This is a genomic window from Streptomyces sp. NPDC015130, from assembly GCF_043080005.1.
Taxonomy (GTDB): Bacteria; Actinomycetota; Actinomycetes; order Streptomycetales; family Streptomycetaceae; genus Streptomyces.
This window is the reverse complement of record NZ_JBIBVC010000033.1, coordinates 1-26,915: the sequence shown is the minus strand read 5'-3', so window position 1 is coordinate 26,915 and position 26,915 is coordinate 1. Positions and strand designations below refer to the sequence as shown.

At 73.3% G+C, this 26,915-nt stretch carries 24 protein-coding genes; 12 read left to right on the top strand and 12 right to left on the bottom strand.

Translation table 11 applies throughout. The features are described from left to right. The first annotated feature begins 510 nt into the window (after positions 1-510). Entirely contained in the window at positions 511-1,509 is a 999-nt protein-coding gene (gene trpS / locus ACF08F_RS37420) for a tryptophan--tRNA ligase (RefSeq protein WP_392303024.1), read from the top strand. On the opposite strand, the gene ACF08F_RS37415 is transcribed toward trpS, so the two are convergent. Further along, positions 1,476-2,474, bottom strand: a complete 999-nt coding sequence (locus ACF08F_RS37415; protein WP_392303023.1) for a GlxA family transcriptional regulator — start codon at positions 2,472-2,474, stop codon at positions 1,476-1,478. The genes trpS and ACF08F_RS37415 overlap by 34 nt on opposite strands. Positions 2,475-2,549: 75 nt before the next feature. On the opposite strand from ACF08F_RS37415, the gene ACF08F_RS37410 reads away from it, so the two are divergent. Beyond that, complete coding sequence (locus ACF08F_RS37410; RefSeq protein WP_392303022.1) at positions 2,550-3,164, top strand: cysteine hydrolase family protein; 615 nt, start codon at positions 2,550-2,552, stop codon at positions 3,162-3,164. A gap of 1 nt (position 3,165) precedes the next feature. On the opposite strand, the gene proC is transcribed toward ACF08F_RS37410, so the two are convergent. The 5 genes from proC to ACF08F_RS37385 all read right to left on the bottom strand — a co-directional run bounded on the left by proC (position 3,166) and on the right by ACF08F_RS37385 (position 6,628). Further along, complete coding sequence (gene proC / locus ACF08F_RS37405) at positions 3,166-3,975, bottom strand: pyrroline-5-carboxylate reductase (protein WP_392303021.1); 810 nt, start codon at positions 3,973-3,975, stop codon at positions 3,166-3,168. Positions 3,976-4,058: 83 nt separating this feature from the next. Beyond that, positions 4,059-4,796, bottom strand: a complete 738-nt coding sequence (locus tag ACF08F_RS37400; protein ID WP_392303020.1) for an ABC transporter permease — start codon at positions 4,794-4,796, stop codon at positions 4,059-4,061. Next, positions 4,793-5,629, bottom strand: a complete 837-nt coding sequence (locus tag ACF08F_RS37395) for an ABC transporter ATP-binding protein (RefSeq protein WP_392303019.1) — start codon at positions 5,627-5,629, stop codon at positions 4,793-4,795. The genes ACF08F_RS37400 and ACF08F_RS37395 overlap by 4 nt, the downstream gene beginning before the upstream one ends. Before the next feature lie 127 nt (positions 5,630-5,756). Then, on the bottom strand, positions 5,757-6,287 hold the full coding sequence (locus ACF08F_RS37390; protein ID WP_392303018.1) for a hypothetical protein: 531 nt from the start codon (positions 6,285-6,287) through the stop codon (positions 5,757-5,759). A gap of 35 nt (positions 6,288-6,322) precedes the next feature. After that, on the bottom strand, positions 6,323-6,628 hold the full coding sequence (locus ACF08F_RS37385) for an SH3 domain-containing protein (protein WP_392303017.1): 306 nt from the start codon (positions 6,626-6,628) through the stop codon (positions 6,323-6,325). 156 nt (positions 6,629-6,784) lie between these two features. Here ACF08F_RS37385 and ACF08F_RS37380 point away from each other — a divergent pair, with 156 nt between their 5' ends. Beyond that, a complete protein-coding gene (locus ACF08F_RS37380) occupies positions 6,785-8,950 on the top strand; it encodes a PQQ-binding-like beta-propeller repeat protein (RefSeq protein ID WP_392303016.1) in 2,166 nt (721 codons plus the stop codon). Positions 8,951-9,149: 199 nt separating this feature from the next. On the opposite strand, the gene ilvD is transcribed toward ACF08F_RS37380, so the two are convergent. From ilvD to ACF08F_RS37360, 4 genes are all read right to left on the bottom strand, one after another. After that, positions 9,150-11,003 carry a dihydroxy-acid dehydratase gene (ilvD, locus tag ACF08F_RS37375; RefSeq protein ID WP_392303015.1) on the bottom strand — a complete coding sequence of 618 codons (1,854 nt, stop codon included), beginning with the start codon at positions 11,001-11,003 and terminating at the stop codon, positions 9,150-9,152. 158 nt (positions 11,004-11,161) lie between these two features. After that, positions 11,162-11,773 carry a TetR family transcriptional regulator gene (locus ACF08F_RS37370; RefSeq protein WP_392303014.1) on the bottom strand — a complete coding sequence of 204 codons (612 nt, stop codon included), beginning with the start codon at positions 11,771-11,773 and terminating at the stop codon, positions 11,162-11,164. Continuing rightward, positions 11,770-12,618 (bottom strand): sugar phosphate isomerase/epimerase, encoded by an 849-nt coding sequence (locus tag ACF08F_RS37365; protein ID WP_141300602.1) that lies wholly within the window; start codon positions 12,616-12,618, stop codon positions 11,770-11,772. The genes ACF08F_RS37370 and ACF08F_RS37365 overlap by 4 nt, the downstream gene beginning before the upstream one ends. Positions 12,619-12,911: 293 nt before the next feature. Beyond that, entirely contained in the window at positions 12,912-13,844 is a 933-nt protein-coding gene (locus tag ACF08F_RS37360; protein ID WP_392303013.1) for a Ppx/GppA family phosphatase, read from the bottom strand. A 164-nt stretch (positions 13,845-14,008) separates the two neighbouring features. Between ACF08F_RS37360 and ACF08F_RS37355 the strand changes: the two genes are divergently transcribed. Continuing rightward, positions 14,009-14,794 (top strand): hypothetical protein, encoded by a 786-nt coding sequence (locus ACF08F_RS37355; protein WP_392303026.1) that lies wholly within the window; start codon positions 14,009-14,011, stop codon positions 14,792-14,794. 173 nt (positions 14,795-14,967) lie between these two features. Here the strand turns inward: ACF08F_RS37355 and ACF08F_RS37350 are convergent, their stop codons facing one another. Further along, on the bottom strand, positions 14,968-16,824 hold the full coding sequence (locus ACF08F_RS37350) for a hypothetical protein (protein WP_392303012.1): 1,857 nt from the start codon (positions 16,822-16,824) through the stop codon (positions 14,968-14,970). 239 nt (positions 16,825-17,063) lie between these two features. Between ACF08F_RS37350 and radA the strand changes: the two genes are divergently transcribed. Both radA and disA read left to right on the top strand, forming a co-directional pair. After that, entirely contained in the window at positions 17,064-18,467 is a 1,404-nt protein-coding gene (gene radA / locus ACF08F_RS37345) for a DNA repair protein RadA (RefSeq protein WP_392303011.1), read from the top strand. Positions 18,468-18,849: 382 nt separating this feature from the next. Then, positions 18,850-19,974 carry a DNA integrity scanning diadenylate cyclase DisA gene (gene disA / locus ACF08F_RS37340; protein ID WP_055642806.1) on the top strand — a complete coding sequence of 375 codons (1,125 nt, stop codon included), beginning with the start codon at positions 18,850-18,852 and terminating at the stop codon, positions 19,972-19,974. Between the two features lie 236 nt (positions 19,975-20,210). Here disA and ACF08F_RS37335 read toward each other — a convergent pair whose 3' ends face one another. Beyond that, a complete protein-coding gene (locus ACF08F_RS37335; RefSeq protein ID WP_392303010.1) occupies positions 20,211-21,101 on the bottom strand; it encodes a hypothetical protein in 891 nt (296 codons plus the stop codon). 224 nt (positions 21,102-21,325) lie between these two features. Here ACF08F_RS37335 and ACF08F_RS37330 point away from each other — a divergent pair, with 224 nt between their 5' ends. From ACF08F_RS37330 to cseC, 6 genes are all read left to right on the top strand, one after another. Further along, positions 21,326-22,027 (top strand): phosphatase PAP2 family protein, encoded by a 702-nt coding sequence (locus ACF08F_RS37330; RefSeq protein WP_392303009.1) that lies wholly within the window; start codon positions 21,326-21,328, stop codon positions 22,025-22,027. A gap of 33 nt (positions 22,028-22,060) precedes the next feature. Next, positions 22,061-22,987, top strand: a complete 927-nt coding sequence (locus ACF08F_RS37325) for an A/G-specific adenine glycosylase (RefSeq protein WP_392303008.1) — start codon at positions 22,061-22,063, stop codon at positions 22,985-22,987. A gap of 340 nt (positions 22,988-23,327) precedes the next feature. After that, positions 23,328-23,900, top strand: a complete 573-nt coding sequence (locus ACF08F_RS37320; protein ID WP_392303007.1) for a SigE family RNA polymerase sigma factor — start codon at positions 23,328-23,330, stop codon at positions 23,898-23,900. Next, positions 23,888-24,670 (top strand): hypothetical protein, encoded by a 783-nt coding sequence (locus tag ACF08F_RS37315; RefSeq protein WP_392303006.1) that lies wholly within the window; start codon positions 23,888-23,890, stop codon positions 24,668-24,670. The genes ACF08F_RS37320 and ACF08F_RS37315 overlap by 13 nt, the downstream gene beginning before the upstream one ends. 102 nt (positions 24,671-24,772) lie before the next feature. Next, on the top strand, positions 24,773-25,477 hold the full coding sequence (gene cseB, locus ACF08F_RS37310; RefSeq protein WP_392303005.1) for a two-component system response regulator CseB: 705 nt from the start codon (positions 24,773-24,775) through the stop codon (positions 25,475-25,477). Between the two features lie 26 nt (positions 25,478-25,503). Further along, positions 25,504-26,826, top strand: coding sequence for a two-component system sensor histidine kinase CseC (cseC, locus tag ACF08F_RS37305; protein WP_392303025.1), 1,323 nt, complete (start codon positions 25,504-25,506; stop codon positions 26,824-26,826). The last annotated feature ends 89 nt before the right edge of the window (positions 26,827-26,915 follow it).

Below are 26,915 nucleotides of genomic sequence, written 5' to 3'. Positions count from 1 at the left end.
GGGCCCTTCCGGCGGTTCCGACTCTATCAGGTCCTTTCGGCGCCTGACCCCCAGTCAGCGGGGTTTGTCTTTCCGGCTGTTGGGCCGTTCCGACGAGTGAGACTTTAGCGAATTCCTGCCTCCGACGCTAATCGGGCGGCTTGCGCTCAGACCTTCGAACGCGGATTCCTCATTTCGCAAAAACACACGAAAAGCGAGACGGCGCGGCAAAGCGTCGTCAGCTTCTGTGGGTCTTGCGGAATGGCTGTCCGGGGCCGGCCGGGGCCGGTGCTCACGTCGGACAACTCGGAGAACACTACGGATCCCGTAATCCCGTGTCAACCCCGGGCCTCGGGCGTAGCCTCTCCGTATGACTACGCATGCGCACACCACCCAGTGGTGGGCCGCCTGACCGGCGGCCCGCACTCGCGCATGCACCAAGCGGCCGCCGTTCCGGCGGCCGTTCGCGTATCCCCCTCCGGGAGCCGGGCCGTCGGGTCGGCGGCCCGTGGCTGAGGGAGAAGGAACGCGATGAAGAGGATCTTCAGCGGGATCAAGCCCACCGGGCATCTGACGCTGGGCAACTACCTCGGGGCCGTACGTCGGTGGGTCGAGGTGGACCAGCACGGGGCGGAGGCGCTGTTCAGCGTCGTGGACCTGCACGCGCTGACCGTGGAGCACGATCCGGGGCGGGTGCGGCGGCTGAGCCGGCAGGCGGCGACGCTGTTGCTGGCCGCGGGGCTGGATCCGAGGCTCTGCACGCTGTTCGTGCAGAGCCATGTGGACGAGCACGCCCGTCTCTCGTACCTGCTGGAGTGCACGGCCACGGACGGCGAGCTGCGGCGGATGATCCAGTACAAGGAGAAGAGCGTGTCGGCGCGGGCCGCCGGGGCGGGTGTGCGGCTGTCGTTGCTCACGTATCCGGTGCTGATGGCGGCGGACATCCTGGCGTACGGGGCCGATGAGGTGCCGGTGGGTGAGGACCAGACGCAGCACGTCGAGCTGACGCGGGACCTGGCCGTGCGGTTCAACCAGCGATACGGGCACACCTTCACCGTGCCCCGGGCGACTTCGCCGAGGGTGGCCGCGCGGGTCATGGATCTGCAGGACCCCACGTCGAAGATGGGGAAGTCGCACGCGAACGGGGCGGGCATCGTCTATCTGCTGGACGACTCGGAGACCGTGCGGCGAAAGATCATGCGGGCCGTGACCGACAGCGGGCGGGACGTGGAGTACGACCGTGACGTCAAGCCGGGGATCGCAAATCTGCTCGATCTGATGGCGGCCGCGACGGGTGGGAACCCGGAGGAGCTGGCCGGTGTATATCCATCGTACGGAGCGTTGAAGAAGGACACGGCGGATGCGGTCGTGGAGCTGCTGAGGCCGCTGCGTGAGCGGCATGCGGAGCTCGCGGCGGATCAGGGCCATGTGGATCAGGTGCTACGGGACGGGGCCGAGCGGGCCAGGGGGATGGCGCGGCCTCTGGTGGACCGGGCCTATCGGGCGATCGGGTTGTTGCCCGCGGGGTGACGGAAGGCGTTGCGGTAGTCGCGCGGGCTGGTGGCGAGGTGCGAGGCGAAGTGCTGGCGCATCGTGACCTCGCTGCCGAAGCCCGCGCGGCGGGCGACCTCGGGGAGGGGGTGGTCGGTGCGTTCGAGGAGTTTCTGTGCGGCGGCGATGCGCTGGGTGATGAGCCAGTGCAGGGGGGTGGTTCCGGTGGTGGCCTGGAAGTGGCGGGCGAAGGAGCGAGGGGACATTCCGGCGTGGGCCGCGAGGCTCGCGACGGTGTGGGGCTGGTCGAGGTGGGCGAGCGCGTGGGCGCGGACGGTGGCGAGGGCATCGGCGTCGCGGTCGGCGCGTGGGGTGGGGTGCTCGATGAACTGGGCCTGGGTGCCCGTGCGGAAGGGGGCGGTGACCATGGAGCGGGCGATCGTGGCGGCGGCTTCCGCGCCGTGGGCCGTGCGGACGAGGTGGAGGCAGAGGTCGATACCGGCGGCCGTGCCGGCGGAGGTCCAGATGCCCGAGTCCTCCACGAAGAGCGCGTCGGGCTCGACGCGGATCTCGGGGTGGCGGGTGGCGAGTGTCTCGGCCAGGTGCCAGTGGGTGACGGCCCTGCGACCGTCGAGGAGTCCGGCTCGGGCGAGGACGAAGGCGCCCGCGCAGAGGGAGGCGACGGGGATGCCCGCGGTGTGGGCGTGGCGGAGGGCTTCGAGGAGGGGGGTCGGGAGGTCGTCGTCGGGGTCCTCGATGCCGGGGACGAGGACGAGGTCCGTGGTGGTGAGTTCGTCGAGCCAGGTGAGGGGGCGGTCGGGGGTGAGGGTGAGTCCGCCGCGGAGGGGGATGGGGGTGTGCGGGTCGGCGGCGACCCTGCGGAGTTCGAAGGGCGGGACGGAGCGGAGGGTGCGGTCGCTGCCCCAGACCTCGGTGACGACGGAGACGTCGAAGGCGCGGATGCCGGGGAAGGAGAGGAGGGCGATGCGCTGGGGGGCTGCCATGGGTGGCAGTAAAGCATCGATCGCTGGCTTTTCTCCTTCTGGGGCGACGGGCTCCGGCGGGTCAGGATCGTGGGCATGGAGATCAACGAGAACGCAGCGCTGGTGGTCGTCGACGTGCAGAAGGGCTTCGAGCTCGACTACTGGGGTCGGCGGAACAACCCGGAGGCCGAGGGGAACATCGCGGCTCTGATCGATATGTGGCAGGAGACGGGGCGGCCGGTCGTCTTCGTGCGGCACGACTCGGTGCAGGAGGGCTCGCCCCTGCAGCCGGGGACGGCGGGGAACGAGTTCAAGGACTTCGTCGAGGAGCGGAGGGGGAAGGGCTCCGGGCCGGAGCTGCTGGTCACGAAGAGCGTGAACTCGGCGTTCTACGGGGAGCCGGATCTGGACGCCTGGCTGAAGGGGGTCGCCCGCGGCGGAGCCGCTGATGGGCGCCGCGGGCAGATCGTGATCGTCGGGATCCAGACGAACATGTGCAACGAGACGACGGCCCGGATGGGCGGGAACCTCGGTTACGAGGTGCTGTTCCCCCTGGACGCGATGCACACCTTCGACCTGGAGGGGCCGTTCGGCTGGGTGCAGACGGCGGAGGAGCTGACCCGGGCGACGGCGGTGTCGCTGCACGGTGGGCGGTTCGCCCGGGTCGTGGCCACGTTGGACGTGGTGAAGGGGGCTGTCTCGGCCGGGTAGGTCAGCCGTTGCCGGAGGCGAGCTCGCGGCTGCGGTCGCGGGCGGCTTCGAGGGCGGCGATGAGGGCGGCCCGTACGCCGTGGTTCTCCAGTTCGCGGATGGCGCTGATGGTGGTGCCGGCCGGGGAGGTGACGGCCTCGCGGAGCTTGACGGGGTGTTCGCCGCTGTCGCGGAGCATCACGGCGGCGCCGATGGCAGCCTGGACGATGAGGTCGTGGGCCTGGGCGCGGGGGAGGCCGAGGAGGATGCCGGCGTCGGTCATGGCCTCGACGAGGAAGTAGAAGTAGGCCGGGCCGGAGCCGGAGAGGGCGGTGGCCGCGTCCTGCTGGGACTCGGGGACGCGGAGGGTCTTGCCGACGCCGCCGAAGATCTCCTCGGTGTGGACGAGGTGGGCGGGGGTGGCGTGGCTGCCGCCGGAGATGACGGACATGCCTTCGTCGACGAGGACGGGGGTGTTGGGCATGACGCGGACGACCGGGGTGCCGGTGGTGAGGCGCTCCTCGATGAAGGAGGTGGGGATGCCGGCGGCGGCGCTGATGACGAGGCGGTCGGTGGCGACGTGGGGGGCGAGCTCGTCGAGGAGGCGGCCCATGTCCTGGGGCTTGACGGCGAGGATGAGGGTGTCGGCGCGCTTGGCGGCCTCGGCGTTGGTGACGGCCTCGACGCCGTAGCGGGCGTGGAGTTCCTCGGCGCGTTCGCTGCGGCGGGCGGTGACGAGGAGGTTCGCGGGGCGCCAGCCTGCGCGGATCATGCCGCTGAGGAGTGCTTCACCGATCTTGCCGGTGCCGAGGACTGCGACGGTCTGCGTCATGGGTCTTTCACCTCGCCGGAGGGGGTATGTCCGGTCATCCTCGCATCGGCGGAGCCGGTTGCGCGTGGGTGTCCGAGGGGCGGTCAGGCCGTGCGGCGGCGGAGGGTGGCCGCGCCGAGGGCGAGGACGAGGACGGCGCAGCCTGCGACGACGAGGGCGTCGCGGACGAAGGCGCCGGTGATGTCGGGGTGGCGGAGGACCTGGTTCATGCCGTCGACGGCGTACGACATGGGGAGGGCGTCGGAGATCGCTTCGAGGGCGGGGGCCATCCGGTCGCGTGGGGTGAACAGGCCGCAGAGGAGGAGTTGGGGGAAGATCACGGCCGGCATGAACTGGACGGCCTGGAACTCGGAGGCGGCGAAGGCGGAGACGAAGAGGCCGAGGGCGGTGCCGAGGAGGGCGTCGAGGAGGGCGACCAGGAGGAGGAGCCAGGGGGAGCCGACGACGTCGAGGCCGAGGAACCAGACGGCGAGGCCGGTGGCGAGGGTCGACTGGAGGACGGCGAGGAGGCCGAAGGCGAGGGCGTAGCCGGCGATGAGGTCGGCCTTGCCGAGGGGCATGGCGAGGAGGCGTTCCAGGGTGCCGGAGGTGCGTTCCCTGAGGGTGGCGATGGAGGTCACCAGGAACATCGTGATGAGCGGGAAGATCCCGAGCAGGGAGGCGCCGATGTTGTCGAAGGTGCCGGGGCTTCCGTCGAACACGTACCGGAGCAGGAAGAGCATCAGGCAGGGGACGAGGAGCATCAGGGCGATCGAGCGGGGGTCGTGGCGCAGCTGACGCAGGACGCGGGCCGCTGTCGCGAGGGTGCGGGCGCCGTTCATGTGCGGGGCTCCTCGTCGGTGGTGCGGGGGTGTGCCGAGCGGGCTGCCGCCGCGTCGACGAGGTGGAGGAAGGCCTCTTCGACGGTGGCCGTGTCGTTGCGGCGGCGGAGGGCTTCCGGGGTGTCCTCGGCGAGGATCTCGCCCTCGCGCATGAGGAGGAGGCGGTGGCAGCGCTCCGCCTCGTCCATGACGTGGGAGGAGATGAGGAGGGTGGTTCCGCGGTCGGCCGCGATCTGGTGGAAGAGGTCCCACAGGTCGCGGCGGAGGACGGGGTCGAGGCCGACGGTGGGTTCGTCGAGGACGAGCAGTTCGGGGGTGCCGAGGAGGGCGACGGCGAGGGAGACCCTGCTGCGCTGGCCTCCGGAGAGCCGGCCGGCGAGGGCGTCGGCGTGCGAGGTGAGGTCGACGTCGGTGATGGCCCGGTCGACGGCGGCGGCGCGGTCGTGGCGGTGGGCGCGGCCGGGGAGGAGGACCGCGGCGAAGTAGTCGAGGTTCTGGCGGACGGTGAGGTCGTCGTAGACGGAGGGGGCCTGGGTGACGTAGCCGATGCGGGAGCGGAGGGTGGGGTCGCCCGCGGGGCGGCCGAGGACCTGGAGGGTGCCGCCGACCTTGGCCTGGGTGCCGACGATCGCGCGCATGAGGGTGGTCTTGCCGCAGCCGGAGGGGCCGAGGAGGCCGGTGATGCGGCCGGCCGGGACGGTGAAGTCGAGCTCGCGGAGGACGGTGCGTTCGCCTCGGACCGCGGTGAGGGCGCGGGCGGTGACGGCGGGGGTGTCGTCGGTCGCCCGGGCCGGTTCCGTCGAGGCTGTCGCGCCCGTCGGGGAATTCATCATGTGATGAATAGTGCTCCTGGGGGTGCCGGCCGTCAAGGACGCGGACAGGTCGGGCGGGCTGCGGGGTGGGGTGCCTGGTGCGCTGCCGGGTGGGGTGCCTGCCGGGGTGCCGGGTGGGGTGCTGCGGCTACTTGCGCTTGGGCTTGGGCTTCTTGCGGGCGGCCGGGTTGCCCGTGCGGGCGCCCCGGCGCTTCTCGTACTGGGCGCGGGACGTCTCGTACTCCGTGCGGCGCAGCTGCTCGCCGGGGGCCTCGGTGAAGCAGCGGACGAAGTAGGCGAGGAGCGAGCCGATGAAGCCGATCGCCTTCAGGCTGCGCAGCGACTCCTCGCGGCCCGGGTCGGTGGGCCGGGTCGTGAAGCCCTCCCAGGTCTTGCGGAAGGCGATGGCGCTGCAGACCGCGAACATGACGACGACCAGCAGGTTGACGAAGCCGCCGATGTCCGCGATCTCCAGGCCTTCGTAGGCGAAGCGCAGCACGAAGCAGGCCGCGACCGCGGCGGCCAGCGCGCCGACGGCCACGCCGACGCGGCGCAGCCCGTAGTGGCCGGAGTGGTCGACCCAGGTCGTACCGAAGAAACGGATCTCCTCGGGCTGCGGGCCCGCTGCCGTCGCGCCGGGGGTCTGCTCCGTGCCGGGGTTCTGCTCTTCGTCGCTCACAGGGTCGATTATCCCTGGAGCCGCACGGGAGGGCCTCAGGCGCAGCGCGGTGCGACGTAGCCGTCGCTGCCCGTCTTCACGTAGGCGTCGGAGACGTACTCGCCCGGGGCGATGCTGTCCCAGAGGTTGGTGGTGCCGTACGGGCCGCTGACCCATTCGCCGGGCTTCTGGCAGTGGATCGGGACCGTGGAGCCGGCGGGCAGCGACCGGACGATCGCGTACTGGGTGCTCGGACCGGAGCGCACGTTGACCCGGTAGCCCGGGGCGATCGCGTAGCGCTTCACCGCGGCCGTCGCCGCCGTCGTGACGTCCGCCGTGGGCTGCTTGTCGTCGGTTCCCATGGTGTCCTCCCCCTGTGGCGCAAAAACGCTACGCCGAGTTTCACTCTCTGCGACGCGCAGGCTAGCAAGCCCCTCCGACTTCGCGGGTGCCATGGACTAGGCTCCGTCGGGTCGCGCACGCGCGTGATGTGACGGGGAATCACACGGGGGTGGGCGATGCCACCGTTGCGCAGTACCGGCGCCGACCGGGATGCGGAGGGGCCCGAGTACGCGGGCGACTACCGCCTCCAGGCATGTCTCGGGTCCGGCGGCATGGGGGTCGTCCATCTCGCCGCCTCGGCCTCCGGCCTGCGGCTCGCGGTCAAGGTCGTACACGCTCGGTATGCGGAGGACCCCGAGTTCAGGGCCCGTTTCCGCCAGGAGGTCGCGGCCGCCCGGCGGGTGAGCGGGGCCTTCACCGCCCCGGTCGTCGACGCCGACCCCGATGCCGTGCGCCCCTGGATGGCCACGCTCTACGTGCCCGGGCCGACCCTCGCCGACCAGGTGAAGCGGAACGGCCCCCTGTCCCCCGCCGAACTGCGCCGGCTCACCGCCGGGCTCGCGGAGGCACTGCGCGACATCCACCGCGCCGGAGTCGTCCACCGGGACCTCAAGCCGAGCAACGTCCTGCTCACCGACACCGGCCCGAAGGTCATCGACTTCGGCATCTCCCGGCCCGTGGACAGCGACCTGCACACGGAGACGGGGAAGCTGATCGGCTCGCCGCCCTTCATGGCCCCCGAGCAGTTCCAGCGGCCCCGGGAGGTCGGGCCCGCGGCGGACGTCTTCGCGCTCGGCTCGGTCCTGGTGCACGCGGCGACCGGGCACGGCCCGTTCGACTCCGACAGCCCGTACATCGTGGCCTACCAGGTCGTCCACGACGAGCCGGATCTGACCGACGTCCCGGAGGAGCTGGCGCCGCTCGTCGCGCGCTGCCTCGCCAAGGATCCCGCCGACCGGCCGACCCCCGCCGAGATCATGTCGGCACTGCTGCCGCCCTCGTACGAGGCGGAGGCGTTCATACCGGCGCAGCGGCGGCGCCCCACCCTCCCGGAGAGCAGGCCCGGGGTCTGCCCCGCGTGGGATGCGGACACCCCGGTCCGGTCCACCACCGTGACTCCCCCGGCCCGCCGGCGCCTCCGGATCCGTCCGCGGCTGACCGCCGCGGTCGTCGCCGTGCTCGCGCTGACCGGCGCCGGTTTGTACGGGGCACTGAGCACCCCCGCGGACGGCGGGCCCGCGGCCCCCGGCCGCCCGGACGAGGTCGCCACGGCCTTCGCCGGCTGGCGCACCCCGCTCCAGGAGCGGGGCCCGACGGCCGCCCCCGCCTGCGCGCACGGCGGCGGCGCGCTGTACTGCGTGGCCCGGGGCGTCGGCATCGCGCGGCTCGACCCCGTGACGGGGCGGGTCCTCTGGTCGCGGACCACCCCCATCGACTCGGAGACCCCGACCGCTCCCGACCTCCTGGCCGACGGCCTCGTCGGTGCCGCCGCCCCCACGGGCCCGCTCCGGGCGTACGACGCCGGGAGCGGCACGCCGGGGTGGGGCGCCGGCCAGACCGGGCCCTCCCCCGAGCTGTACCGGCCCGCCGGCACCGCCGTCGTCCTGGCCGACGGGCGGGGCGGGCTCCGGGCCCTCGACAGCCGGAGCGGCAAGGAGCTCTGGCGGCACGGTCTGACCGGGTTCTCGGTCCCGCGGCTCGGCGCGTACGACGCCCCTTCCGGGCTGCTGGCCGTCTCCGAGGTCTCGGCCGACGGGACGAGCACCCGGATCGGCACGGTCCGTCCCCGGACCGGCGAGGTGGTCTGGCAGCGGAACATGGACGGCGATCTCGCGCCGCTGGGCCGCACCGGCGACGGAGCGCTGGTCCTCGCCGACCACTACCAGGACCCGCTGATCGACGGACTGCTGCTGATCGGCCCCGACGGCTCGGCGGACTCCGTGCGGCGGCTGGCTCTGCCCCACCGGATCGACGTCCGGGGCGTGGCCGTGCGCGGTGCGGTCGTCCACATCCTCGACGCGAACGGCCACCTCGTGGCCTTCGACACCGCCGCGCCGAAGGGGCGCGTGCTGTGGGAGCTGGAGACGGGCGCCGGAAACGTCTCCGAACCGGTCCTCGGCGGCGACGACCGCCTGTACTTCTCCGTCCAGGACGGGCGGCTGCTCGCCGTCAACACCGCCCGCGGGGCGCTGATCGGCCAGACCCGGCCGCGGCTGCGGAACGGCAGGCTCGGTTACGCGCCCCTGGTTCCCGCGCCGCAGGTGGCCGGCGACCGGGTGTTCGGGACGGCGCCCGACGGCTCGGTCTTCGCGGTCGACGCGCGCGAGCCCGAGTCGTGGTGAGTGCCGGGGCGTCGCGGTAGGCGGTCGCGTACTCGCTCACGAGCGGCGCACGGTCGTGTTCTCGCGTCGGCGCGGTCCTTGTTCTCACGTCGGCGCGGTCCCTGTACTCGCGTACCAGCGGTCGTGAACGACGGCGGGGAGCGGGCTTCGTGCCCGCTCCCCGCCGTCGTACGTCAGCCAGTCGCTTCCCGTGCCGGGCTCAGCCCAGCTTCGTCACGTCCCGGACCGCGCCCTTGTCGGCGCTCGTCGCCATCGCCGCGTACGCCTTCAGCGCCGCCGAGACCTTGCGCTCGCGGTTCTTCGGCGCGTACACGCCGCCGAGCGCGGAGCGGCGGGACGCCAGGGTGGCCTCGTCGACGAGGAGCTCGATCGAACGGCTCGGGATGTCGATGCGGATCCGGTCGCCGTCCTCGACGAGCGCGATCGTGCCGCCCGAGGCCGCCTCCGGGGAGGCGTGGCCGATGGACAGGCCCGACGTACCGCCGGAGAAGCGGCCGTCCGTGACCAGCGCGCAGGTCTTGCCCAGGCCCCGGCCCTTGAGGAAGGAGGTCGGGTAGAGCATCTCCTGCATGCCGGGGCCGCCGCGCGGGCCCTCGTAGCGGATGACGACCACGTCGCCGTCCTTGACCTGCTTGTTGAGGATCTTCTCGACGGCCTCGTCCTGCGACTCGCAGACGACGGCAGGGCCCTCGAAGGTCCAGATCGACTCGTCGACGCCGGCCGTCTTCACGACACAGCCGTCCACGGCCAGGTTGCCGCGCAGGACCGCGAGGCCGCCGTCCTTCGAGTACGCGTGGGCCGCGTCGCGGATGCAGCCGCCGGCCGCGTCCAGGTCCAGCGCCTCCCAGCGCTCGGACTGCGAGAAGGCGGTCGCCGAGCGGACGCAGCCCGGGGCCGCGTGGAACAGCTCGACGGCCTCGTCCGACGGGGAGCCGCCGCGCACGTCCCAGGTCTCCAGCCAGTCCTTGACGGAGCTGGAGTGGACGGAGCTGACGTCCTCGTTGAGGAGGCCGGCGCGGTAGAGCTCGCCGAGGATGGCCGGGATGCCGCCCGCCCGGTGCACGTCCTCCATGTAGTACGTGCGGTCCTTGGCGACGTTCGGGGCGACCTTGGCCAGGCAGGGCACCCGGCGCGAGACCTCGTCCATGTCGCTGAGGCCGTAGTCGAGCTCGGCCTCCTGGGCGGCGGCGAGCAGGTGCAGGATCGTGTTGGTCGAGCCGCCCATGGCGATGTCGAGCGCCATGGCGTTCTCGAAGGCCGCGCGGGTCGCGATCGAGCGCGGCAGGACGGAGGCGTCGTCCTCGTCGTAGTACCGGCGGGTGATGTCGACGACCGTGCGCGCCGCGTTCTCGTACAGCGCCTTGCGGCCGGTGTGGGTCGCGAGCAGCGAGCCGTTGCCGGGGAGGGAGAGGCCGATCGCCTCGGTCAGGCAGTTCATCGAGTTGGCGGTGAACATGCCGGAACAGGACCCGCAGGTCGGACAGGCGTTCTCCTCGATCCGGGCGATGTCCTCGTCCGAGATGTTGGGGTTCACGGCGTCGGAGATCGCGTCGACCAGGTCGAGGGTGCGGACCGTGCCGTCGACGAGGGTGGCGCGGCCGGACTCCATCGGCCCGCCGGAGACGAAGACCGTCGGGATGTTGAGGCGCAGGGCGGCCATCAGCATGCCGGGGGTGATCTTGTCGCAGTTGGAGATGCAGATCAGCGCGTCGGCGCAGTGCGCCTCGACCATGTACTCCACGCTGTCCGCGATCAGGTCGCGGGACGGGAGGCTGTAGAGCATGCCGCCGTGGCCCATCGCGATGCCGTCGTCGACGGCGATCGTGTTGAACTCACGGGCGATGCCGCCGGCGGCCGTGATGGCCTCGGAGACGATCCGCCCGACCGGCTGGAGGTGGGTGTGGCCGGGGACGAACTCCGTGAAGGAGTTGGCGACCGCGATGATCGGCTTACGGCCGATGTCCGCGCCCGGTACACCGGAGGCGCGCATAAGGGCGCGTGCGCCCGCCATGTTGCGGCCGTGGGTGACTGTGCGGGACCTCAGCTCGGGCATCGTCGCTCGCTCCTCGTGATGGGTGTGCTTGCCTTCGAGCGTACGCCGACGCTCCAAGATCTGGACAGCCTGTCCGTATGCCGGACGGCTCGTTCACGTTTCGGTCAGCTGGGGCCGGTGAGGCCGATGGAGCCTGCGGTTCTCCGTCCGTGAGGCTTTCAGCTCTCGGTCAGGTACCGCTGGAGCGTCGGTGCCACCTGGGCCACGATCTCCTCCGGGTCCGCCGAGGCCAGCGGCTCGACCTGGATCACGTACCGCAGGATCACGATGCCGATCATGTGGGAGGCGGCCAGCTCCGCCCGGAAGCTCGGCTCCGGTACGTCGAGTTCCGCCGCGATCTTCTCCAGGAGGCGGCGGAGGACGAAGGTCCGCAGCACCTTGGCCGCGGCCTCGTGGGTCAGCGCGGAGCGGACGATCGCGAGGAGCGGGGCGCGGCTGACCGGGTTCTCCCAGACGCCGATGAAGAAGCGGGCGAGCCGCTCGCCGATGGCCTCGCGCGGGCCGCCGAGGATCGCCGGGACGACGAGGGCCGGCTCGAAGGAGACCTCGATCGCGGCGGCGAAGACCTCGTCCTTCGTGCCGAAGTAGTGGTGCACGAGCGCCGGGTCCACGCCCGCCGCCTTGGCGATGCCGCGGACGGAGGCCTTGTCGTACCCGCGCTCCGCGAACTGCGCGCGGGCCGCCTCCAGGATGCGTTCGCGCGCGCCTGGTCCGCCGTCCTCCCCGGTACGGGACGGGCGGCCGCGCCGGCGGGGTGCCGGGTCGGTCATGGGCGCGGGGCCCGTTCCGCCGGTCGGGAGGGGCGGCCCGCGGCGGACGCGAGGTGGAGGCGGGTGAAGGCGAGGGCCTCGGCGAGGTCGGCCTCGCGTTCGGCGGCTGACATCGCGCGACGGGTGTTGACCTCGATGACGACGTGGCCGTCGAAGCCGGTGAGCGCGAGCCGCTCCAGGAGCTCGGCGCAGGGCTGGGTGCCGCGCCCGGGGACCAGGTGCTCGTCCTTGGCGGAGCCCTTGCCGTCGGCGAGGTGGACGTGGCCGAGGCGGTCGCCCATGCGGTCGATCATCGCGAGGGCGTCGGTGCGGGCGGTCGCGGTGTGCGAGAGGTCGACGGTGAAGTGCCGGTAGTCGTCCTTCGTGACGTCCCACTCGGGGGCGTACGCGAGCATCTCGCGGTCCTTGTACCGCCACGGGTACATGTTCTCCACGGCGAACCGGACGTCGGTCTCGTCCGCCATCCGCCAGATGCCGGTGACGAAGTCCTTCGCGTACTGGCGCTGCCAGCGGAAGGGCGGGTGGACGACGACCGTCGACGCGCCGAGCCGCTCGGCGGCGGCCTGCGCGCGCTGGAGCTTGACCCACGGGTCGGTGGACCAGACGCGCTGGGTGATGAGGAGACAGGGGGCGTGGACGGCCAGGATCGGGACCTGGTGGTAGTCGGAGAGGCGGCGCAGCGCCTCGACGTCCTGGCTGACGGGGTCGGTCCACACCATGACCTCGACGCCGTCGTACCCGAGGCGCGCGGCGATCTCGAAGGCCGTCGCCGTCGACTCCGGATAGACCGAGGCCGTCGACAGGGCGACCTTCGCATCCGGGATGCGCACCACTGGTTCTGCCACCCAGACAGGGTACGGGGCGGGCCGGGGGGCCGGGGGGTGGTTCGGGTCACGCCGGGGGCGGCCACGCGCGCGTGGCCTGGGGTCGGGGGCACGCGCGTGTGGCGGGGCCGGGGGCACGTGCGGGGCCGGGGGCACGCGCGTGTGGCGGGGCCGGGGACACGCGCGTGTGGCGGGGGCACGTGCGGGGCCGGGTGGCCTGCGGCACGCGCGCGTGGCCGGGGTACGGACAGGGGGACGCGGTCTTCGGGGGTGCCGGGCCGGGCACGCGCGCGTGGCGGGTGCCCGGGTGGGCGTCACTCCTCCGGGAGGTGGTCCAGGCGGCGGAGGATGACGCCCTCGCGCAGCGCCCACGGGCAGATCTCCAGCTCCTCCACGCCGAGCAGGTCCATCGCGCCCTCCGCGACGAGCGCGCCCGCGAGGAGCTGCGGGGCGCGGCCCTCCGAGACGCCCGGCAGGGCCGCGCGCTCGGGGACGGTCATCGCGGCGAGGCGCGGGACCCATTCCTCCAGGGACTTGCGGGTCAGGACCCGCTGGACGTACAGCCCGTCCCCCGAGCCGGGCGCGCCCGCGATCCTGGCGAGCTGTTTGAAGGTCTTGGAGGTGGCCACGACGTGGTCGGGGCGGCCGAAGCGGCTGAACTCGCCGACCGTACGAGCGATCTGCGCCCGGACGTGCCGGCGCAGCGCCTTCACGTCGTCGCTGGCGGCCGGGTCGCCGGGCAGCCAGCCCGAGGTGAGGCGGCCGGCGCCGAGCGGCAGCGAGACGGCGGTGTCCGGGTCCTCGTCGATGCCGTACGCGACCTCCAGGGAGCCGCCGCCGATGTCGAGGAGCAGGAGCTTGCCCGCGGACCAGCCGAACCAGCGGCGGGCGGCGAGGAAGGTGAGCCGGGCCTCCTCCTCGCCGGTGAGGACCTGGAGGTCGACCCCGGTCTCGTCCTTGACCCGGGCCAGGACGGCGTCGGCGTTGGTCGCCTCGCGCACGGCGGAGGTCGCGAACGGCAGCACTTCCTCGCAGCCCTTGTCCTCGGCCGCCTGGAGGGCCTCCCGGACGGTGCCGATCAGCCGCTCGACGCCGCCGGGCGCGATGGCGCCCCCCGCGTCGAGGAGCTCGGCGAGCCGCAGCTCCGCCTTGTGGGAGTGGGCGGGCAGCGGGCGGGCCCCGGGGTGGGCGTCCACCACCAGCAGGTGCACTGTGTTCGAACCGACGTCGAGGACTCCGAGTCTCATGGGCGGAACGCTACTGCGCCGACCCGCATACGCTTGGCGTTGTGCCAAAGACGAAGCAGGAGAAGCCGGGCAAGGACACCAGCGGCGACGCTGTGAGGGCCGGCAAGGCGAGCAAGGCCGGCAGGACCGGTAAGGCCGGCAAGGCCGGTGGAGCGGAGAAGGCCGTGAAGAGCGCCAAGAAGCGGGGCAAGGGCGTGGAGCCGGACGAGAAGGGGCTGGACTTCGCGCGCGCGTGGGTCGAGTTCCCCGATCCGGCCGATGCCGAGCAGGTCTTCCGCTGCGACCTGACCTGGCTGACCTCGCGCTGGACCTGCATCTTCGGCAGCGGCTGCCAGGGCATCCAGGCGGGCCGGGCCGACGACGGCTGCTGCACGCTGGGCGCGCACTTCTCGGACGAGGACGACGAGAAGCGGGTCGCGTCGCACGTGGCCCGGCTCACGCCCGAGCTGTGGCAGTTCCACGACGTCGGTACGGAGTCGGGCTGGGTGCAGCTCGACGAGGACGGCGACCGGCAGACCCGGCGCTGGGAGGGCTCCTGCATCTTCCAGAACCGTCCCGGTTTCGCGGGCGGCGCGGGCTGCTCGCTGCACATCCTGGCCCTGAAGGAGGGCAAGGAGCCGCTGGAGACCAAGCCGGACGTGTGCTGGCAGCTGCCGGTGCGCCGGACGTACGAGTGGATCGACCGGCCCGACGACACCCGGGTCCTGCAGGTGTCGATCGGCGAGTACGACCGCCGGGGCTGGGGTCCGGGCGGCCACGACCTGCACTGGTGGTGCACCTCGGCCACCTCGGCGCACGGGGCCGGGGAGCCCGTCTACGTGACGTACCGGCCGGAGCTCACGGAGATGATGGGCAAGCAGGCGTACGAGGTCCTCGTCGGGCTGTGCGAGGCCCGGCTGGCCTCGCAGCTGCCGCTGGTGGCCCCGCACCCGGCCGACCCGGTCTCCTAGGGCGTGTTGCGAAAGTAGCGCCGGCCGCCCGAAGGGCGGGCCCGACGGCGTCTGGTGCGTGCGATCGCAAGGCGGAGGGTCGCCCCGATACTGGATGTATCGGGGTGATCCCGACAACGCGGCGAGCGTGCGTGCCAGGCGCCGCCGGGCAGGCGGGACTTTCGCAACACGCCCTAGGGCGTGGGGCCGGACGGCGGTGGGTCGTCCGTCGTCGGCGCGGGCGTGCCCGGGTCCGTCGTGCCCGGGTCCGTCGGGCCGGGCTCGGTCGTGGGCGGGGGTGTCGTCGGCTCCGTCGTGGGCGGCGGGGTGGTCGGTTCGGTCGTCGGCGGGGGCGTGGTCGGCGGAGGCGTGGTCGGCTCCGTCGTGGGCGGAGGCGTCGTCGGGGGTGTCGTCGGCTCCGTGGTCGGCGGGCTCGTCGGGGGCGAGGTCGGCGGGCTCGGCGGGGGGCTCGTGGGCGGTGTGGTCGGATCGATCGTCCTCGGCGGCGGGGCGACCGGGCCGGCGGCCCGCGGCGGGGCGGTCTCGCCCCGGCCGTTGATCCTGACGACGGCGCCCGAGGGGTTCACGCCGACCCGGGCGCTCCAGGCGCCCGACGGTTCCCGCCCGTGGTCGACGCGTACGACGACCGTGATCGTCTCGCCGGGGCGGAGGGTGCCGGAGGCCCGGCTCACGTACAGCCAGGGGGCGTCCGTCCACAGCGACCAGGTGACGGACGCGCCGCCGTCGGCGGTGAGCGTGAGCATCGTCAGGTCCCCGGAGCAGCGCGCGCCGACCGTCAGGTGGCCGGGGGCGGGGTCGCCGGGCCGGGTGGGGCCCCCGGTGCCGGTGGGGCCTCCGGGGCTGAGGATCTCGACCGAGACGTCCGGGGAGCGGCTGCCGCGGGTGAAGCGGGGCTCGGGGGTGGTGCGGGCGTTGCCCGCGTTCTCGTAGTGGTCGTACGGGCGGCCGTCCTCGTCCACCGGTTCGTCGGCCTCGCGCGCGCTGATCCTGGTGCCGCCGGGGATCCCCTCGTCGGCGGCCGGTGTGCCGCGGTACGAGGTCCACAGCGCGAGGACCGGGGCGGCCACGACGGCCGCGACGACGGTGGTCGTCATCGCGCGGGCCCGCAGCCGGTCGCGGCGGGCCGAGTGGTCCTTGGGGTCCATCGGGAAACCGGTCGGGGAGAAGCGCGGGGCACCGGCACGCGCGCGTGGGACGTGCAGCATCGCCATGTACGCGGCGGCCCGGGGCGCGTCGACGAGTGGCAGCCGGTCCGGGGGCAGGGCGCCGGCGCCGGGCCAGGGGCCGGCGGCGCCGACCCGCTCGGCGGCCCGGCGGCAGGTCGGGCAGTCGTCGACGTGCCGGACGAGCTCGGCGCGGAGGGCGGCGGAGAGGAGCACCCGGTTGTCGCCGGTGAGCCGGGCGACGGTGGGACAGCTGCCGGTCTCGACGACGGCGAGGGCGGCCCGGGTCCGCTCGACCTCGCAGCCGGCGGTGGCGAGGAGCTCACGGGCGGCGAGCGGGTCGAGGGAGAGCACGGCCGCGACCTGCCGGTGGCTCAGACCGTGCCGGACGGCGAGCTCCAGGGCCTCGCGCTGCTCGGGGGTGGTGCCGGCGGCCTCGGGCCAGGCCAGCCTGGCCAGTTCGGCGCGGCGGCGCTCGGCGACCTCCTCGGAGACCGGGGGCGGCTCGGGCGCGGTGACGGCGGGGCGGCCGGTGTGGGCGCCCTGACGCTTGCGGCGCTGCTCGGCGAGGCTGCGCAGGCAGGCCCAGCGGGCGAGGGCGTACAGCCAGGCGGTCCGGCCCTCCGCGTCGGAGGGGCAGCGGCCGAAGTGGCGCTCGGCGACCGCCAGGACGTCGCCGAGGACGGCGGTGGCCGTGTCGTGCTCGCAGAGCACGGAGAGGCAGTACGTGTAGAGGCCGTCGAGGGCGGCCTCGTACCGGGCGGGGGGCCGCTGGCCGAGCGTGCGCGGTCCCTGCTCCGCGGCGCCGCGGTGCGCCCGGTGTGCGCCGGTGGTGCGTGTGGGGGGATCCAGCCTGCTGCTCGTCACGGGGCGACGGTAGGCAGGGCGGGACGCGCTCCTCGTACCGGTCGAGCACTTCTCATTCTTACGGGTGAAGGTATCGCTCGAAGGGGGACAGGAACCTCACATTCCGTCACTCGATCGAGGACGGGCTCGGGTCTGGGGCCTGCCCGGCGGACCCGGATCGGACAGGCCGCGGCCCCTGCCGTGGCCCGCCGGACGGGCCTCGGACCCCGCTGTCAGTGGGGACGGCTACGGTGTGGACCATGGCTGCCCGTACGAAAACCGCCAAGGACCGGCCGTCCTACCGCTGCACCGAGTGCGGCTGGCAGACGGCCAAGTGGCTCGGCCGCTGCCCCGAGTGCCAGGCCTGGGGGACGGTCGAGGAGTACGGCGCGCCCGCCGTCCGGACCACCGCGGCCGGCCGGGTCTCCACGGCCGCGCTCCCGATCGGACAGGTCGACGGCCGGCAGGCGACCGCCCGCTCGACCGGCGTCGACGAGCTGGACCGGGTCCTCGGCGGGGGCCTCGTGCCCGGCGCCGTCGTGCTGCTCGCGGGCGAGCCGGGCGTCGGCAAGTCCACGCTCCTGCTCGACGTGGCGGCCAAGGCGGCGAGCGACGAGCACCGCACGCTGTACGTCACGGGCGAGGAGTCCGCGAGCCAGGTCCGGCTGCGCGCCGACCGGATCGGCGCGCTCAGCGACCATCTGTACCTGGCGGCCGAGACCGATCTGTCGGCCGTCCTCGGTCACCTCGACGCCGTGAAGCCCGCGCTGCTGATCATGGACTCGGTGCAGACGGTCGCCTCCCCCGAGATCGACGGCGCGCCCGGCGGCATGGCGCAGGTCCGCGAGGTCGCCGGGGCGCTCATCCGGGCCTCCAAGGAGCGGGGCATGTCCACGCTCCTCGTCGGCCACGTCACCAAGGACGGCGCCATCGCCGGACCCCGGCTCCTGGAGCACCTGGTCGACGTCGTCCTCAGCTTCGAGGGCGACCGGCACGCGCGCCTTCGCCTGGTCCGGGGCGTGAAGAACCGGTACGGGGCGACGGACGAGGTCGGCTGCTTCGAGCTGCACGACGAGGGCATCACGGGTCTCGCCGATCCGTCCGGGCTCTTCCTGACCCGGCGTGACGTGGCCGTGCCGGGCACCTGTCTGACGGTGACCCTGGAGGGCCGCCGGCCGCTCGTCGCCGAGGTCCAGTCGCTGACCGTGGACTCCCAGATCCCCTCCCCGCGCCGGACCGTCTCCGGCCTGGAGACCTCCCGGGTCTCGATGATGCTGGCGGTCCTGGAGCAGCGGGGCCGGATCAGCGCGCTGGGCAAGCGCGACATCTACAGCGCGACCGTGGGCGGGGTGAAGCTGTCCGAGCCCGCGGCCGACCTGGCGATCGCGCTCGCGCTCGCCTCCGCGGCGAGCGACACCCCGCTCCCGAAGAACCTGGTCGCGATCGGCGAGGTCGGGCTCGCGGGCGAGGTCCGCCGGGTGACGGGCGTCCAGCGCCGGCTGGCCGAGGCGCACCGGCTGGGCTTCACGCACGCGCTGGTCCCGCCGGATCCCGGCAAGGTGCCGGCCGGCATGAAGGTGACAGAGGTCGCGGACATGGGCGACGCCCTGCGCGTCCTGCCCCGTACCCGCCGCGCCCCGCGCTCGGAGAGCGCGGAGGGGTAGCGGCCGCCGGCGCGGGGTCGCGCCGAGCGGTTCCGGAGGACCGTCGTACGGGGGCGGCCGAGAGCGTCGTACGGGGACGACCGAGCGCGTCGTACGGGGACGGCTGGGAGCGCGTCGTACGCGCGTGGCCGAGGACGTCGTACGGGGAGGCCGAGGGCGTAGGACGGGGGGGGCCGGCCAGGGCGTCGAACGGGGTGACCGAGGGCGTACGAAAGCGTCGGCGGGGGTAGACGAGGGGGCTTCGGGGGTAGGCGAGGGGGCACGACCGGGCACCCTCGGGCCCTTCCGTCGCGCCCTTGAGCGGCGTGAGGCGGAGGGTGGCGGGGTGGTGTCGCTAGACTTTGCCCTGGTCTCGCCCATCCGTACGAGCCGGAGGAGTGCAGTGGCAGCGAAGGACGGGGCGGCAGCTCCCGGGAAGTCCGGCGCGAGCTCCGGCAACGAAGCGCTGATGCGCGCCGCCCTGAGCGCCGTCGCGCCGGGTACGGCGCTGCGTGACGGCCTGGAGCGGATCCTCCGCGGGAACACGGGCGGTCTCATCGTGCTGGGCCTGGACAAGACGGTCGACGCGATGGCCACCGGCGGCTTCGTGCTGGACGTCGAGTTCGCCGCGACGCGCCTGCGCGAGCTGTGCAAGCTCGACGGCGCGCTCGTCCTCGACAAGGACATCACCAAGATCCACCGCGCCGGTGTGCAGCTGGTCCCGGACGCCTCCATCCCCACCGAGGAGACCGGCACCCGCCACCGCACCGCGGACCGGGTCTCCAAGCAGTGCAACTTCCCGGTCGTCTCCGTCTCGCAGTCGATGCGTCTGATCGCGCTGTACGTGAACGGCGAGCGCCGGGTCCTGGAGGAGTCGGCCGCGATCCTCTCCCGCGCCAACCAGGCGCTCGCGACCCTGGAGCGGTACAAGCTCCGGCTCGACGAGGTCGCCGGCACGCTCTCCGCGCTGGAGATCGAGGACCTGGTCACGGTCCGGGACGTCACCGCCGTCGCCCAGCGCCTGGAGATGGTGCGCCGGATCGCCACCGAGATCGCCGAGTACGTGGTCGAGCTCGGCACCGACGGACGGCTCCTGTCGCTCCAGCTCGACGAGCTGATCGCGGGCGTGGAGCCGGAGCGCGAGCTGGTCGTCCGGGACTACGTGCCCGAGCCCACCGCCAAGCGCTCGCGGACGGTCGCCGAGGCGCTCACCGAGCTGGACGCGCTCAGCCACACCGAGCTGCTCGAACTTCCCGTCGTGGCGAGGGCACTGGGCTACAGCGGTTCGCCCGAGACCCTCGACTCGGCCGTCTCCCCGCGCGGCTACCGGCTCCTCGCGAAGGTACCGCGACTGCCGGGCGCGATCATCGAGCGGCTCGTGGAGCACTTCGGCGGGCTGCAGAAGCTGCTCGCGGCCAGTGTCGACGACCTCCAGACCGTCGACGGGGTCGGCGAGGCCCGCGCCCGCAGCGTGCGCGAGGGCCTCTCGCGGCTCGCGGAGTCCTCGATCCTGGAGCGGTACGTCTAGGGCGTGTTGCGAAAGTAGCGCCGGCCGCCCGAAGGGCGGGCCCGACGGCGTCTGGTGCGTGCGATCGCAAGGCGGAGGGTCGCCCCGATACTGGATGTATCGGGGTGATCCCGACAACGCGGCGAGCGTGCGTGCCAGACGCCGTCGGGCAGGCGGGACTTTCGCAACACGCCCTAGGGCGTGTTCCTGATCCCGTGGTGGCCCGGCCGTGCGGCCGGGCCTCCGTCGTCTTCCGCTCAGTCCTTGGCCAGGGTGAACGAGGCCGGGGCCACCTTCGCGCCCGCCATCGTCGCTTCCACCAGGTACGTCCCGGGGCCGGCCTGGCCCGCCGGGGCCGTGGCGCACTTCGGGGCGCTGTGCCCGCGGTCCCACTCCACGGTGTGGGTGACCGTGGTCCGCGCGGGGACGCTCAGCAGGAGCGGGTCGCCGGGGCTCGGGCAGTGGTCGGAGGCCCAGACCACGTCGGCCTGCTTGTCGCTGATCGTCAGCACGGCGCCGCGCGGGCCGAAGTCGGCCTTGCAGGCGGTGTCCGAGGTGTTCCTGGCGACCAGGTGGAAGCGGGGCCTCTCGCCCGCCTCGAAGGAGACCTTGGTGCTGCGGAGGCTCAACTGCAGTGCCCCGGCCGGGCAGTTCGGGAGCGGAGAATTGGCCGGAACCCGCTGCCCCGCGCCGGTGCCCGCGCCGCCGTCGCCGCCCGCGCCGTCGGTGTCGCCGTTCTTCCCGGTGCCGCCGGCCCCCGCGTCCGTACCGGCGTCGCCGCCCGAACCGGAGCCCGCGCCCGCGTCCGTACCCGATCCGGCGGAACCGCCGTCGCCGCTGCCGCCGTCGCCCGACGCGTCACCGGAACCGGAACCCGAGCCGGATCCGTCGGATTCGTCCGACTCGTCACGGCCGCCGGGCTGTTGGCTGATCGCCGGGCCGGTGCCGGCCGGGCCCGGGGTGATCGAAGGGGGCGTGGGCGACGAGCCGTTGGCGGCGTCGTTCGACTTCTTCCCGTCGCCGTCGCCCGAGGTGACGGCCCACACGGCGAGCAGGGCGAGAACCGCCACCAGGCACGCCGCCACCGCCCTCCGTCGCCAGTAGATGGTGGAGGGAAGCGGCCCGACCGGATTGCGCAAAGATCCCACGACCCGAACCTTACGAGAGATCCGGCCCAACTCCCGCCCCACCCGCCGCCCGAGGCACCAAGTTTTGCCGATGATCACATACTTCGGCACCGGGAACTTTTCCCGAACAGGCCCAGAAGGGAACGGAATCGACGGGATCCGGACCGCCCCCCACTTTCGTCGGGGGTCGCTCTGGCCGTTGGCGCGGGGCGCCGAGCTCCGAATTCCGGTTAGCGTCATCCACCATGGACTCCCTCCTCGACCTCTCCGATCGGCTCTACCTCGACGTCGCCGACTTCGCCCACTCCACCCCGCACTGGTTCCAGTGGCTCGCGGAGGTGTGGACCGAGGCGGGGCTGCTGCTCTTCGGCGTGCTGTTCCTGGCCGGCTGGTGGCGCTCCCGCGAAGGATCGAGCGGACTGATGGCGCTCGCGCTGCTCGCCCCGCTCGCCACCGCCTTCGGTTACGTGGTGAGCGAGGGGACGAAGTCGCTGATCGACGAGGAGCGGCCGTGCCGGGCGGTGCTCGGGGCGCCCGCCGCGCTCGTGGAGTGCCCGCCGTACGGCGACTGGTCCTTCCCCAGCAACCACTCGGCCATCGCGGGCGCCGCCGCCGTCGCGCTCGCCCTGTCCTGGCGCGGGATGGTCTGGCTGACCGTGCCGATGGCACTGCTCATGGCCTTCTCCCGGGTCTTCGTCGGCGTGCACTACCCGCACGACGTGACCGTCGGCGTGCTGCTCGGCGCCCTGGTCGCCTTCCTCGTCATGCGGGCGGCCGAGCGTCCGGTGCGGTCGCTGGTGGAGACGGCCAGGTCGAGCCGGAGCTCGGCCGTCGTGTGGTGCGCGGGGCGCGGACCCCGGGCGCACGCCGCCCCGCACGCCTCTTCGCACGCGTACGCCTCCCCGCACACCGACCGGCCCGAGCGCGCGCGCCACGGCGGGCGCTGATCCCGTCGCGGACGTGCCAGGATCGGAGGTGCCATGACTTCCATCGACACTCCCCCCGGCCCCCCGGCCCCCGTGGCCCCCTCCCTCCCCCCGGAGCTGCACGGGCCCGTCCTCGCCTGGTTCGACCGGCACGCCCGCGACCTGCCCTGGCGCCGTCCCGAGGCCGGCGCCTGGGGGGTGATGGTCAGCGAGTTCATGCTCCAGCAGACCCCCGTCGTCCGGGTCCTCCCGGTGTACGAGCAGTGGCTCGCGCGCTGGCCGCGCCCGGCCGACCTGGCGGCCGAGGCCCCCGGCGAGGCCGTCCGCGCCTGGGGCAGGCTCGGCTATCCGCGCCGGGCCCTGCGCCTGCACGCGGCGGCCACGGCCATAACGGAACGCCACCGCGGCGACGTCCCCCGCGACCACGGGCAGCTGCTCGCGCTGCCCGGGATCGGCGAGTACACGGCGGCCGCGGTGGCCTCCTTCGCGTACGGGCAGCGGCACGCGGTCCTGGACACGAACGTGCGCCGGGTCTTCGCGCGGGCGGCGACCGGTGTCCAGTACCCGCCGAACGCGACCACGGCCGCCGAACGCCGGCTCGCCCGGGCGCTGCTCCCGGAGGACGAGGCGACGGCCTCCCGCTGGGCCGCGGCCTCGATGGAGCTGGGCGCCCTGGTCTGCACGGCGCGGAACGAGGACTGCGGGCGCTGCCCTATCGCCGAGCGCTGCGCGTGGCAGCTGGCGGGGAAGCCGGCGCACGACGGCCCGCCGCGGCGCGGCCAGACGTACGCGGGCACGGACCGGCAGGTCCGGGGCCGGCTCCTCGCGGTGCTGCGGGAGGCGACGGACTCGGTGGAGCAGGCGGCCCTGGACGCGGTCTGGGACGAGCCGGTGCAGCGGGCCAGGGCGCTGGACGGCCTGGTCGCGGACGGACTCGTCGAGCCGCTGGAGGGCGGGCTGTACCGCCTGCCGCTGTCCTGATGCCGCCTCTCTCCCGACGGCCTCCCCGCTGATGTCCCGACCGATGTCCGGACCGATGTCCCGACCGATGTCCGGACCGATGTCCCGACCGATGTCCTGGCTGATCTGCCTGTTGGTCCCCTGACCGATCTGCCGACAGCTCTCCCGACGTCGTGGTTCCGCCGAGGCGGTCGCTCTCCCGGAGCGGCCGCCTCGAAACCTCTTCCGTTCCCGCTGTTACACAACCGATGGGTAGCCGTGCGTCGACCGACGGCTGCCCCGCACAGCCTCGTGACACAGCCTCCGTAGCGTCGTCCACGACACGAGGAAATGGCTGGTCACGGGGATGGAGGCGGTTCGGATGAGGCACGGAGAGGTGCTCGACTTCGAGGAGTACGTACGCACGCGGCAGGACGCGCTGCTGCGCAGTGCCCGTCGTCTCGTCCCCGACCCGGTCGACGCCCAGGACCTCCTCCAGACCGCGCTGGCCAGGACGTACGGCCGCTGGGACGGCATCGCCGACAAGTCCCTCGCCGACGCCTACCTGCGCCGGGTCATGATCAACACCCGGACCGAGTGGTGGCGCTCCCGCAAGCTCGAAGAGGTCCCCACGGAGCAGCTCCCGGACGCGAGCGTCGACGACCCGACCGAGCAGCACGCCGACCGGGCCCTCCTCATGGACGTCCTGAAGGTGCTCGCGCCGAAGCAGCGCAGCGTCGTCGTCCTCCGGCACTGGGAGCAGATGAGCACCGAGGAGACGGCCGCCGCGCTCGGGATGTCGACGGGTACGGTGAAGTCCACGCTCCACCGCGCGCTGGCCCGGCTCCGTCAGGAGCTGGAGAGCCGCGACCTCGACGCCCGTGCCCTGGGCCGGACGGGAGAGCGTGCGGACGTACGAGGCCTCGAAGGGGGGCGGGGGCGGTGCGCGGCCTAGACGCCGAGACCGGCGACGGCAGAGCTGACGGCGGCAGAGCCGACGACGGCGAAGTGGACGGCGGCAGAGCAGGCGGCGACGACCGGTACGGCACCGGGCGGCGCCGCCCTCGCCGTACCGTCAAGGCGGCGAGCGTGACGGCGGTGGCCGGGCTCGTCGCCGTCGGGCTGTCCGTCGCCGCCTGCTCCACCGGGGGCACGGGCTCCCGCGACGAGGGCGCGGCCCGCGTCGACGAGACCGCCGCCGCGGCGCCCAGCCCCTCCTCCCCCGCCGCGACCAGCGGTCCGCAGTCCGCCGAGCGGGTGGATCCGATCGCGCTGCTCAAGGAGGACCCGAAGATCGGCGAGCGGCTGAAGGACGACCTGAAGCCGTGCGTCGCGGACGCGTACCCGGTCGACGCCTCCTACGGGAACCTCACGGGCAGCGCCGCCCCCGATGTCGTCGTCAACGTGATGACCTGCGGCGATGCCGTGGGCATCGGCACGTACGTCTACCGGAAGCAGAGCGACCGGTACGAGAACGTGTTCATGGCGGAGGACGCGGCGGTCTACGGGACGATCGACCGGGGCGATCTGATCGTCACCAAGCAGGTGTACGCGAAGGGCGACCCGGTCGCGTATCCCTCGGGCGAGGACGTGATCACGTACCGCTGGTCGGGGAACAGGTTCACCCAGCACGACTGGGTGCACAACGACTACAGCCGTGCCGTCGGGGACGGCGAGGCCGCGGTGGAGCCGGCCCCGAGCGAACCCCCCTCCGACGCGAGCTGACCGCCCCGGCCACCACGCCCACGGCACCACCACCCGGACTTCTCGCCCTGTCCGCACCGCCCGCACCACCCAGCAGCACAGACCCCCTGAAGGGCACGCACGATGGCCGAAACCCATGTCCTGTTCGTCGAGGACGACGACGTCATCCGTGAGGCCACCCAGCTCGCCCTGGAGCGGGACGGCTTCCGGGTCACCGCGATGCCCGACGGTCTCTCCGGTCTGGACGCCTTCCGGGCGCAGCGGCCGGACATCGCCCTCCTCGACGTGATGCTGCCGGGCATGGACGGCGTCAGCCTCTGCCGCCGCATCCGTGACGAGTCGACCGTGCCCGTGATCATGCTGTCGGCGCGCGCCGACTCGATCGACGTCGTCCTGGGCCTGGAGGCCGGGGCCGACGACTACGTCACGAAGCCCTTCGACGGAGCCGTCCTCATGGCCCGCATCCGCGCCGTCCTGCGGCGCTTCGGGCACGCGGGCGGCTCCGGTCCGGGCGAGCACGGGGACGGGTCGGCGGACGGCGGCGGGCTGCTCGCCTTCGGTGACCTGGAGGTCGACACCGAGGGCATGGAGGTCCGCAAGGACGGATCGCCGGTGGCGCTGACCCCGACCGAGATGCGCCTGCTCCTGGAGTTCTCGTCGGCTCCCGGCACCGTGCTGTCCCGCGACAAGCTCCTGGAGCGGGTCTGGGACTACGGCTGGGGCGGCGACACCCGGGTGGTGGACGTCCATGTCCAGCGACTGCGCGCCAAGATCGGCCAGGACCGGATCGAGACGGTCCGGGGCTTCGGCTACAAGCTCAAGGGCTAGAGGGTCAGAGGGTGTCATTCCGACCCGTGAAGCCGCCGGCCCTCCGTACCGGGGTCCGCTGGAAGATCGCCGTCGCCATCGCGGCGGTCGGCGCGCTCATCGCGGTCACGCTGAGCGTGGTCGTGCACAACGCCGCCCGCATCTCGATGCTCGACAACGCGCGCGAGGTGCAGATGGAGCGGCTGCTCTTCGCCCAGCGGATGTACGAGACGTCGAAGCCGAAGGAACCCCGCTTCGGCACGAAGATCAACGACCCGGCCCTGCCGTCCCAGCTCGACCAGCTGATGCGGGACCGGCGGCGTGGCACGTTCGTGCAGGAGCACCGGCACGGCGGGCCGCCCGACGTGTGGGCCGCGGTGCCGCTCGCCAACGGCGACGTCCTGTCGCTGCACATCCCCTTCGCCGACCGCAGCACGGCGATCATGAACGATCTGGACCGGGCGCTCGTCATCGGCTCGGTCTCGGTGGTGTTCGGCGGCTGCGCCCTCGGCGTGCTCATCGGCGGCCAGCTCTCGCGACGGCTGCGGAAGGCCGCCGCCGCGGCCGGGCGGGTCGCCCAGGGCAACACGGACGTACGGGTACGGGACGCGATCGGCGGGGTCGTCCGGGACGAGACCGACGAGCTGGCCCGGGCGATCGACGGCCTGACCGACGCCCTGAACGAGCGGATCGAGGCCGAGCGCCGGGTCACCGCGGACATCGCACACGAGCTGCGCACCCCCGTGACCGGGCTGCTCACGGCGGCCGAGCTGCTGCCGCCGGGGCGGCCGACCGAGCTCGTCCGGGACCGGGCGCAGGCGATGCGGACGCTGGTCGAGGACGTCCTGGAGGTGGCACGGCTCGACAGCGCGTCGGAGCGGGCCGAGCTCCAGGAGATCGCGCTGGGCGAGTTCGTGGAGCGGCGGGTGCGGGCGCTCGACCCGGAGGTGGTCGTCCGGGTCGTCCACGACTCCTGGGTGAGCACCGACCCGCGCCGTCTGGAGCGCATCCTGGGCAATCTGCTCGCGAACGCCGCCAAGCACGGCAAGCCGCCGGTGGAGGTCACCGTCGAGGGCCGTGTCGTCCGGGTCAGGGACCACGGTCCCGGCTTCCCCGAGGCGCTCCTCAAGGAGGGCCCGAGCCGCTTCCGTACGGGGACGAGCGACCGCGCGGGCCAGGGGCACGGCCTGGGGCTGACCATCGCGGCGGGCCAGGCACGGGTGCTCGGGGCCCGGCTGACCTTCCGGAACGTGGCGGCCGCGGCGGCCCCCGGCGGGGTGGGCGGCGCGATCGCGGTGCTGTGGCTGCCGGACCACGCGCCGACGAACACGGGCAGCTTCCCGATGCTGAGGATGTCGGACGGCCGCTAGGGCGTGTTGCGAAAGTCCCGCCTGCCCGACGGGGTCTGGCACGCACGCTCGCCGCGTTGTCGGGATCACCCCGATACATCCAGTATCGG

Bases quoted from the DNA above. Each gene is read 5' to 3' on its own strand.
- ACF08F_RS37410 (WP_392303022.1), top strand. From the start codon at position 2,550: ATGGAGATCAACGAGAACGCAGCGCTGGTGGTCGTCGACGTGCAGAAG.
- ACF08F_RS37360 (WP_392303013.1), bottom strand. From the start codon at position 13,844: ATGAGACTCGGAGTCCTCGACGTCGGTTCGAACACAGTGCACCTGCTG.
- ilvD (WP_392303015.1), bottom strand. From the start codon at position 11,003: ATGCCCGAGCTGAGGTCCCGCACAGTCACCCACGGCCGCAACATGGCG.
- ACF08F_RS37330 (WP_392303009.1), top strand. From the start codon at position 21,326: ATGGACTCCCTCCTCGACCTCTCCGATCGGCTCTACCTCGACGTCGCC.
- radA (WP_392303011.1), top strand. From the start codon at position 17,064: ATGGCTGCCCGTACGAAAACCGCCAAGGACCGGCCGTCCTACCGCTGC.
- ACF08F_RS37325 (WP_392303008.1), top strand. From the start codon at position 22,061: ATGACTTCCATCGACACTCCCCCCGGCCCCCCGGCCCCCGTGGCCCCC.
- ACF08F_RS37400 (WP_392303020.1), bottom strand. From the start codon at position 4,796: ATGAACGGCGCCCGCACCCTCGCGACAGCGGCCCGCGTCCTGCGTCAG.
- ACF08F_RS37385 (WP_392303017.1), bottom strand. From the start codon at position 6,628: ATGGGAACCGACGACAAGCAGCCCACGGCGGACGTCACGACGGCGGCG.
- ACF08F_RS37395 (WP_392303019.1), bottom strand. From the start codon at position 5,629: ATGATGAATTCCCCGACGGGCGCGACAGCCTCGACGGAACCGGCCCGG.
- ACF08F_RS37380 (WP_392303016.1), top strand. From the start codon at position 6,785: ATGCCACCGTTGCGCAGTACCGGCGCCGACCGGGATGCGGAGGGGCCC.
- proC (WP_392303021.1), bottom strand. From the start codon at position 3,975: ATGACGCAGACCGTCGCAGTCCTCGGCACCGGCAAGATCGGTGAAGCA.
- ACF08F_RS37370 (WP_392303014.1), bottom strand. From the start codon at position 11,773: ATGACCGACCCGGCACCCCGCCGGCGCGGCCGCCCGTCCCGTACCGGG.
- ACF08F_RS37320 (WP_392303007.1), top strand. From the start codon at position 23,328: ATGAGGCACGGAGAGGTGCTCGACTTCGAGGAGTACGTACGCACGCGG.
- ACF08F_RS37415 (WP_392303023.1), bottom strand. From the start codon at position 2,474: ATGGCAGCCCCCCAGCGCATCGCCCTCCTCTCCTTCCCCGGCATCCGC.
- cseB (WP_392303005.1), top strand. From the start codon at position 24,773: ATGGCCGAAACCCATGTCCTGTTCGTCGAGGACGACGACGTCATCCGT.
- trpS (WP_392303024.1), top strand. From the start codon at position 511: ATGAAGAGGATCTTCAGCGGGATCAAGCCCACCGGGCATCTGACGCTG.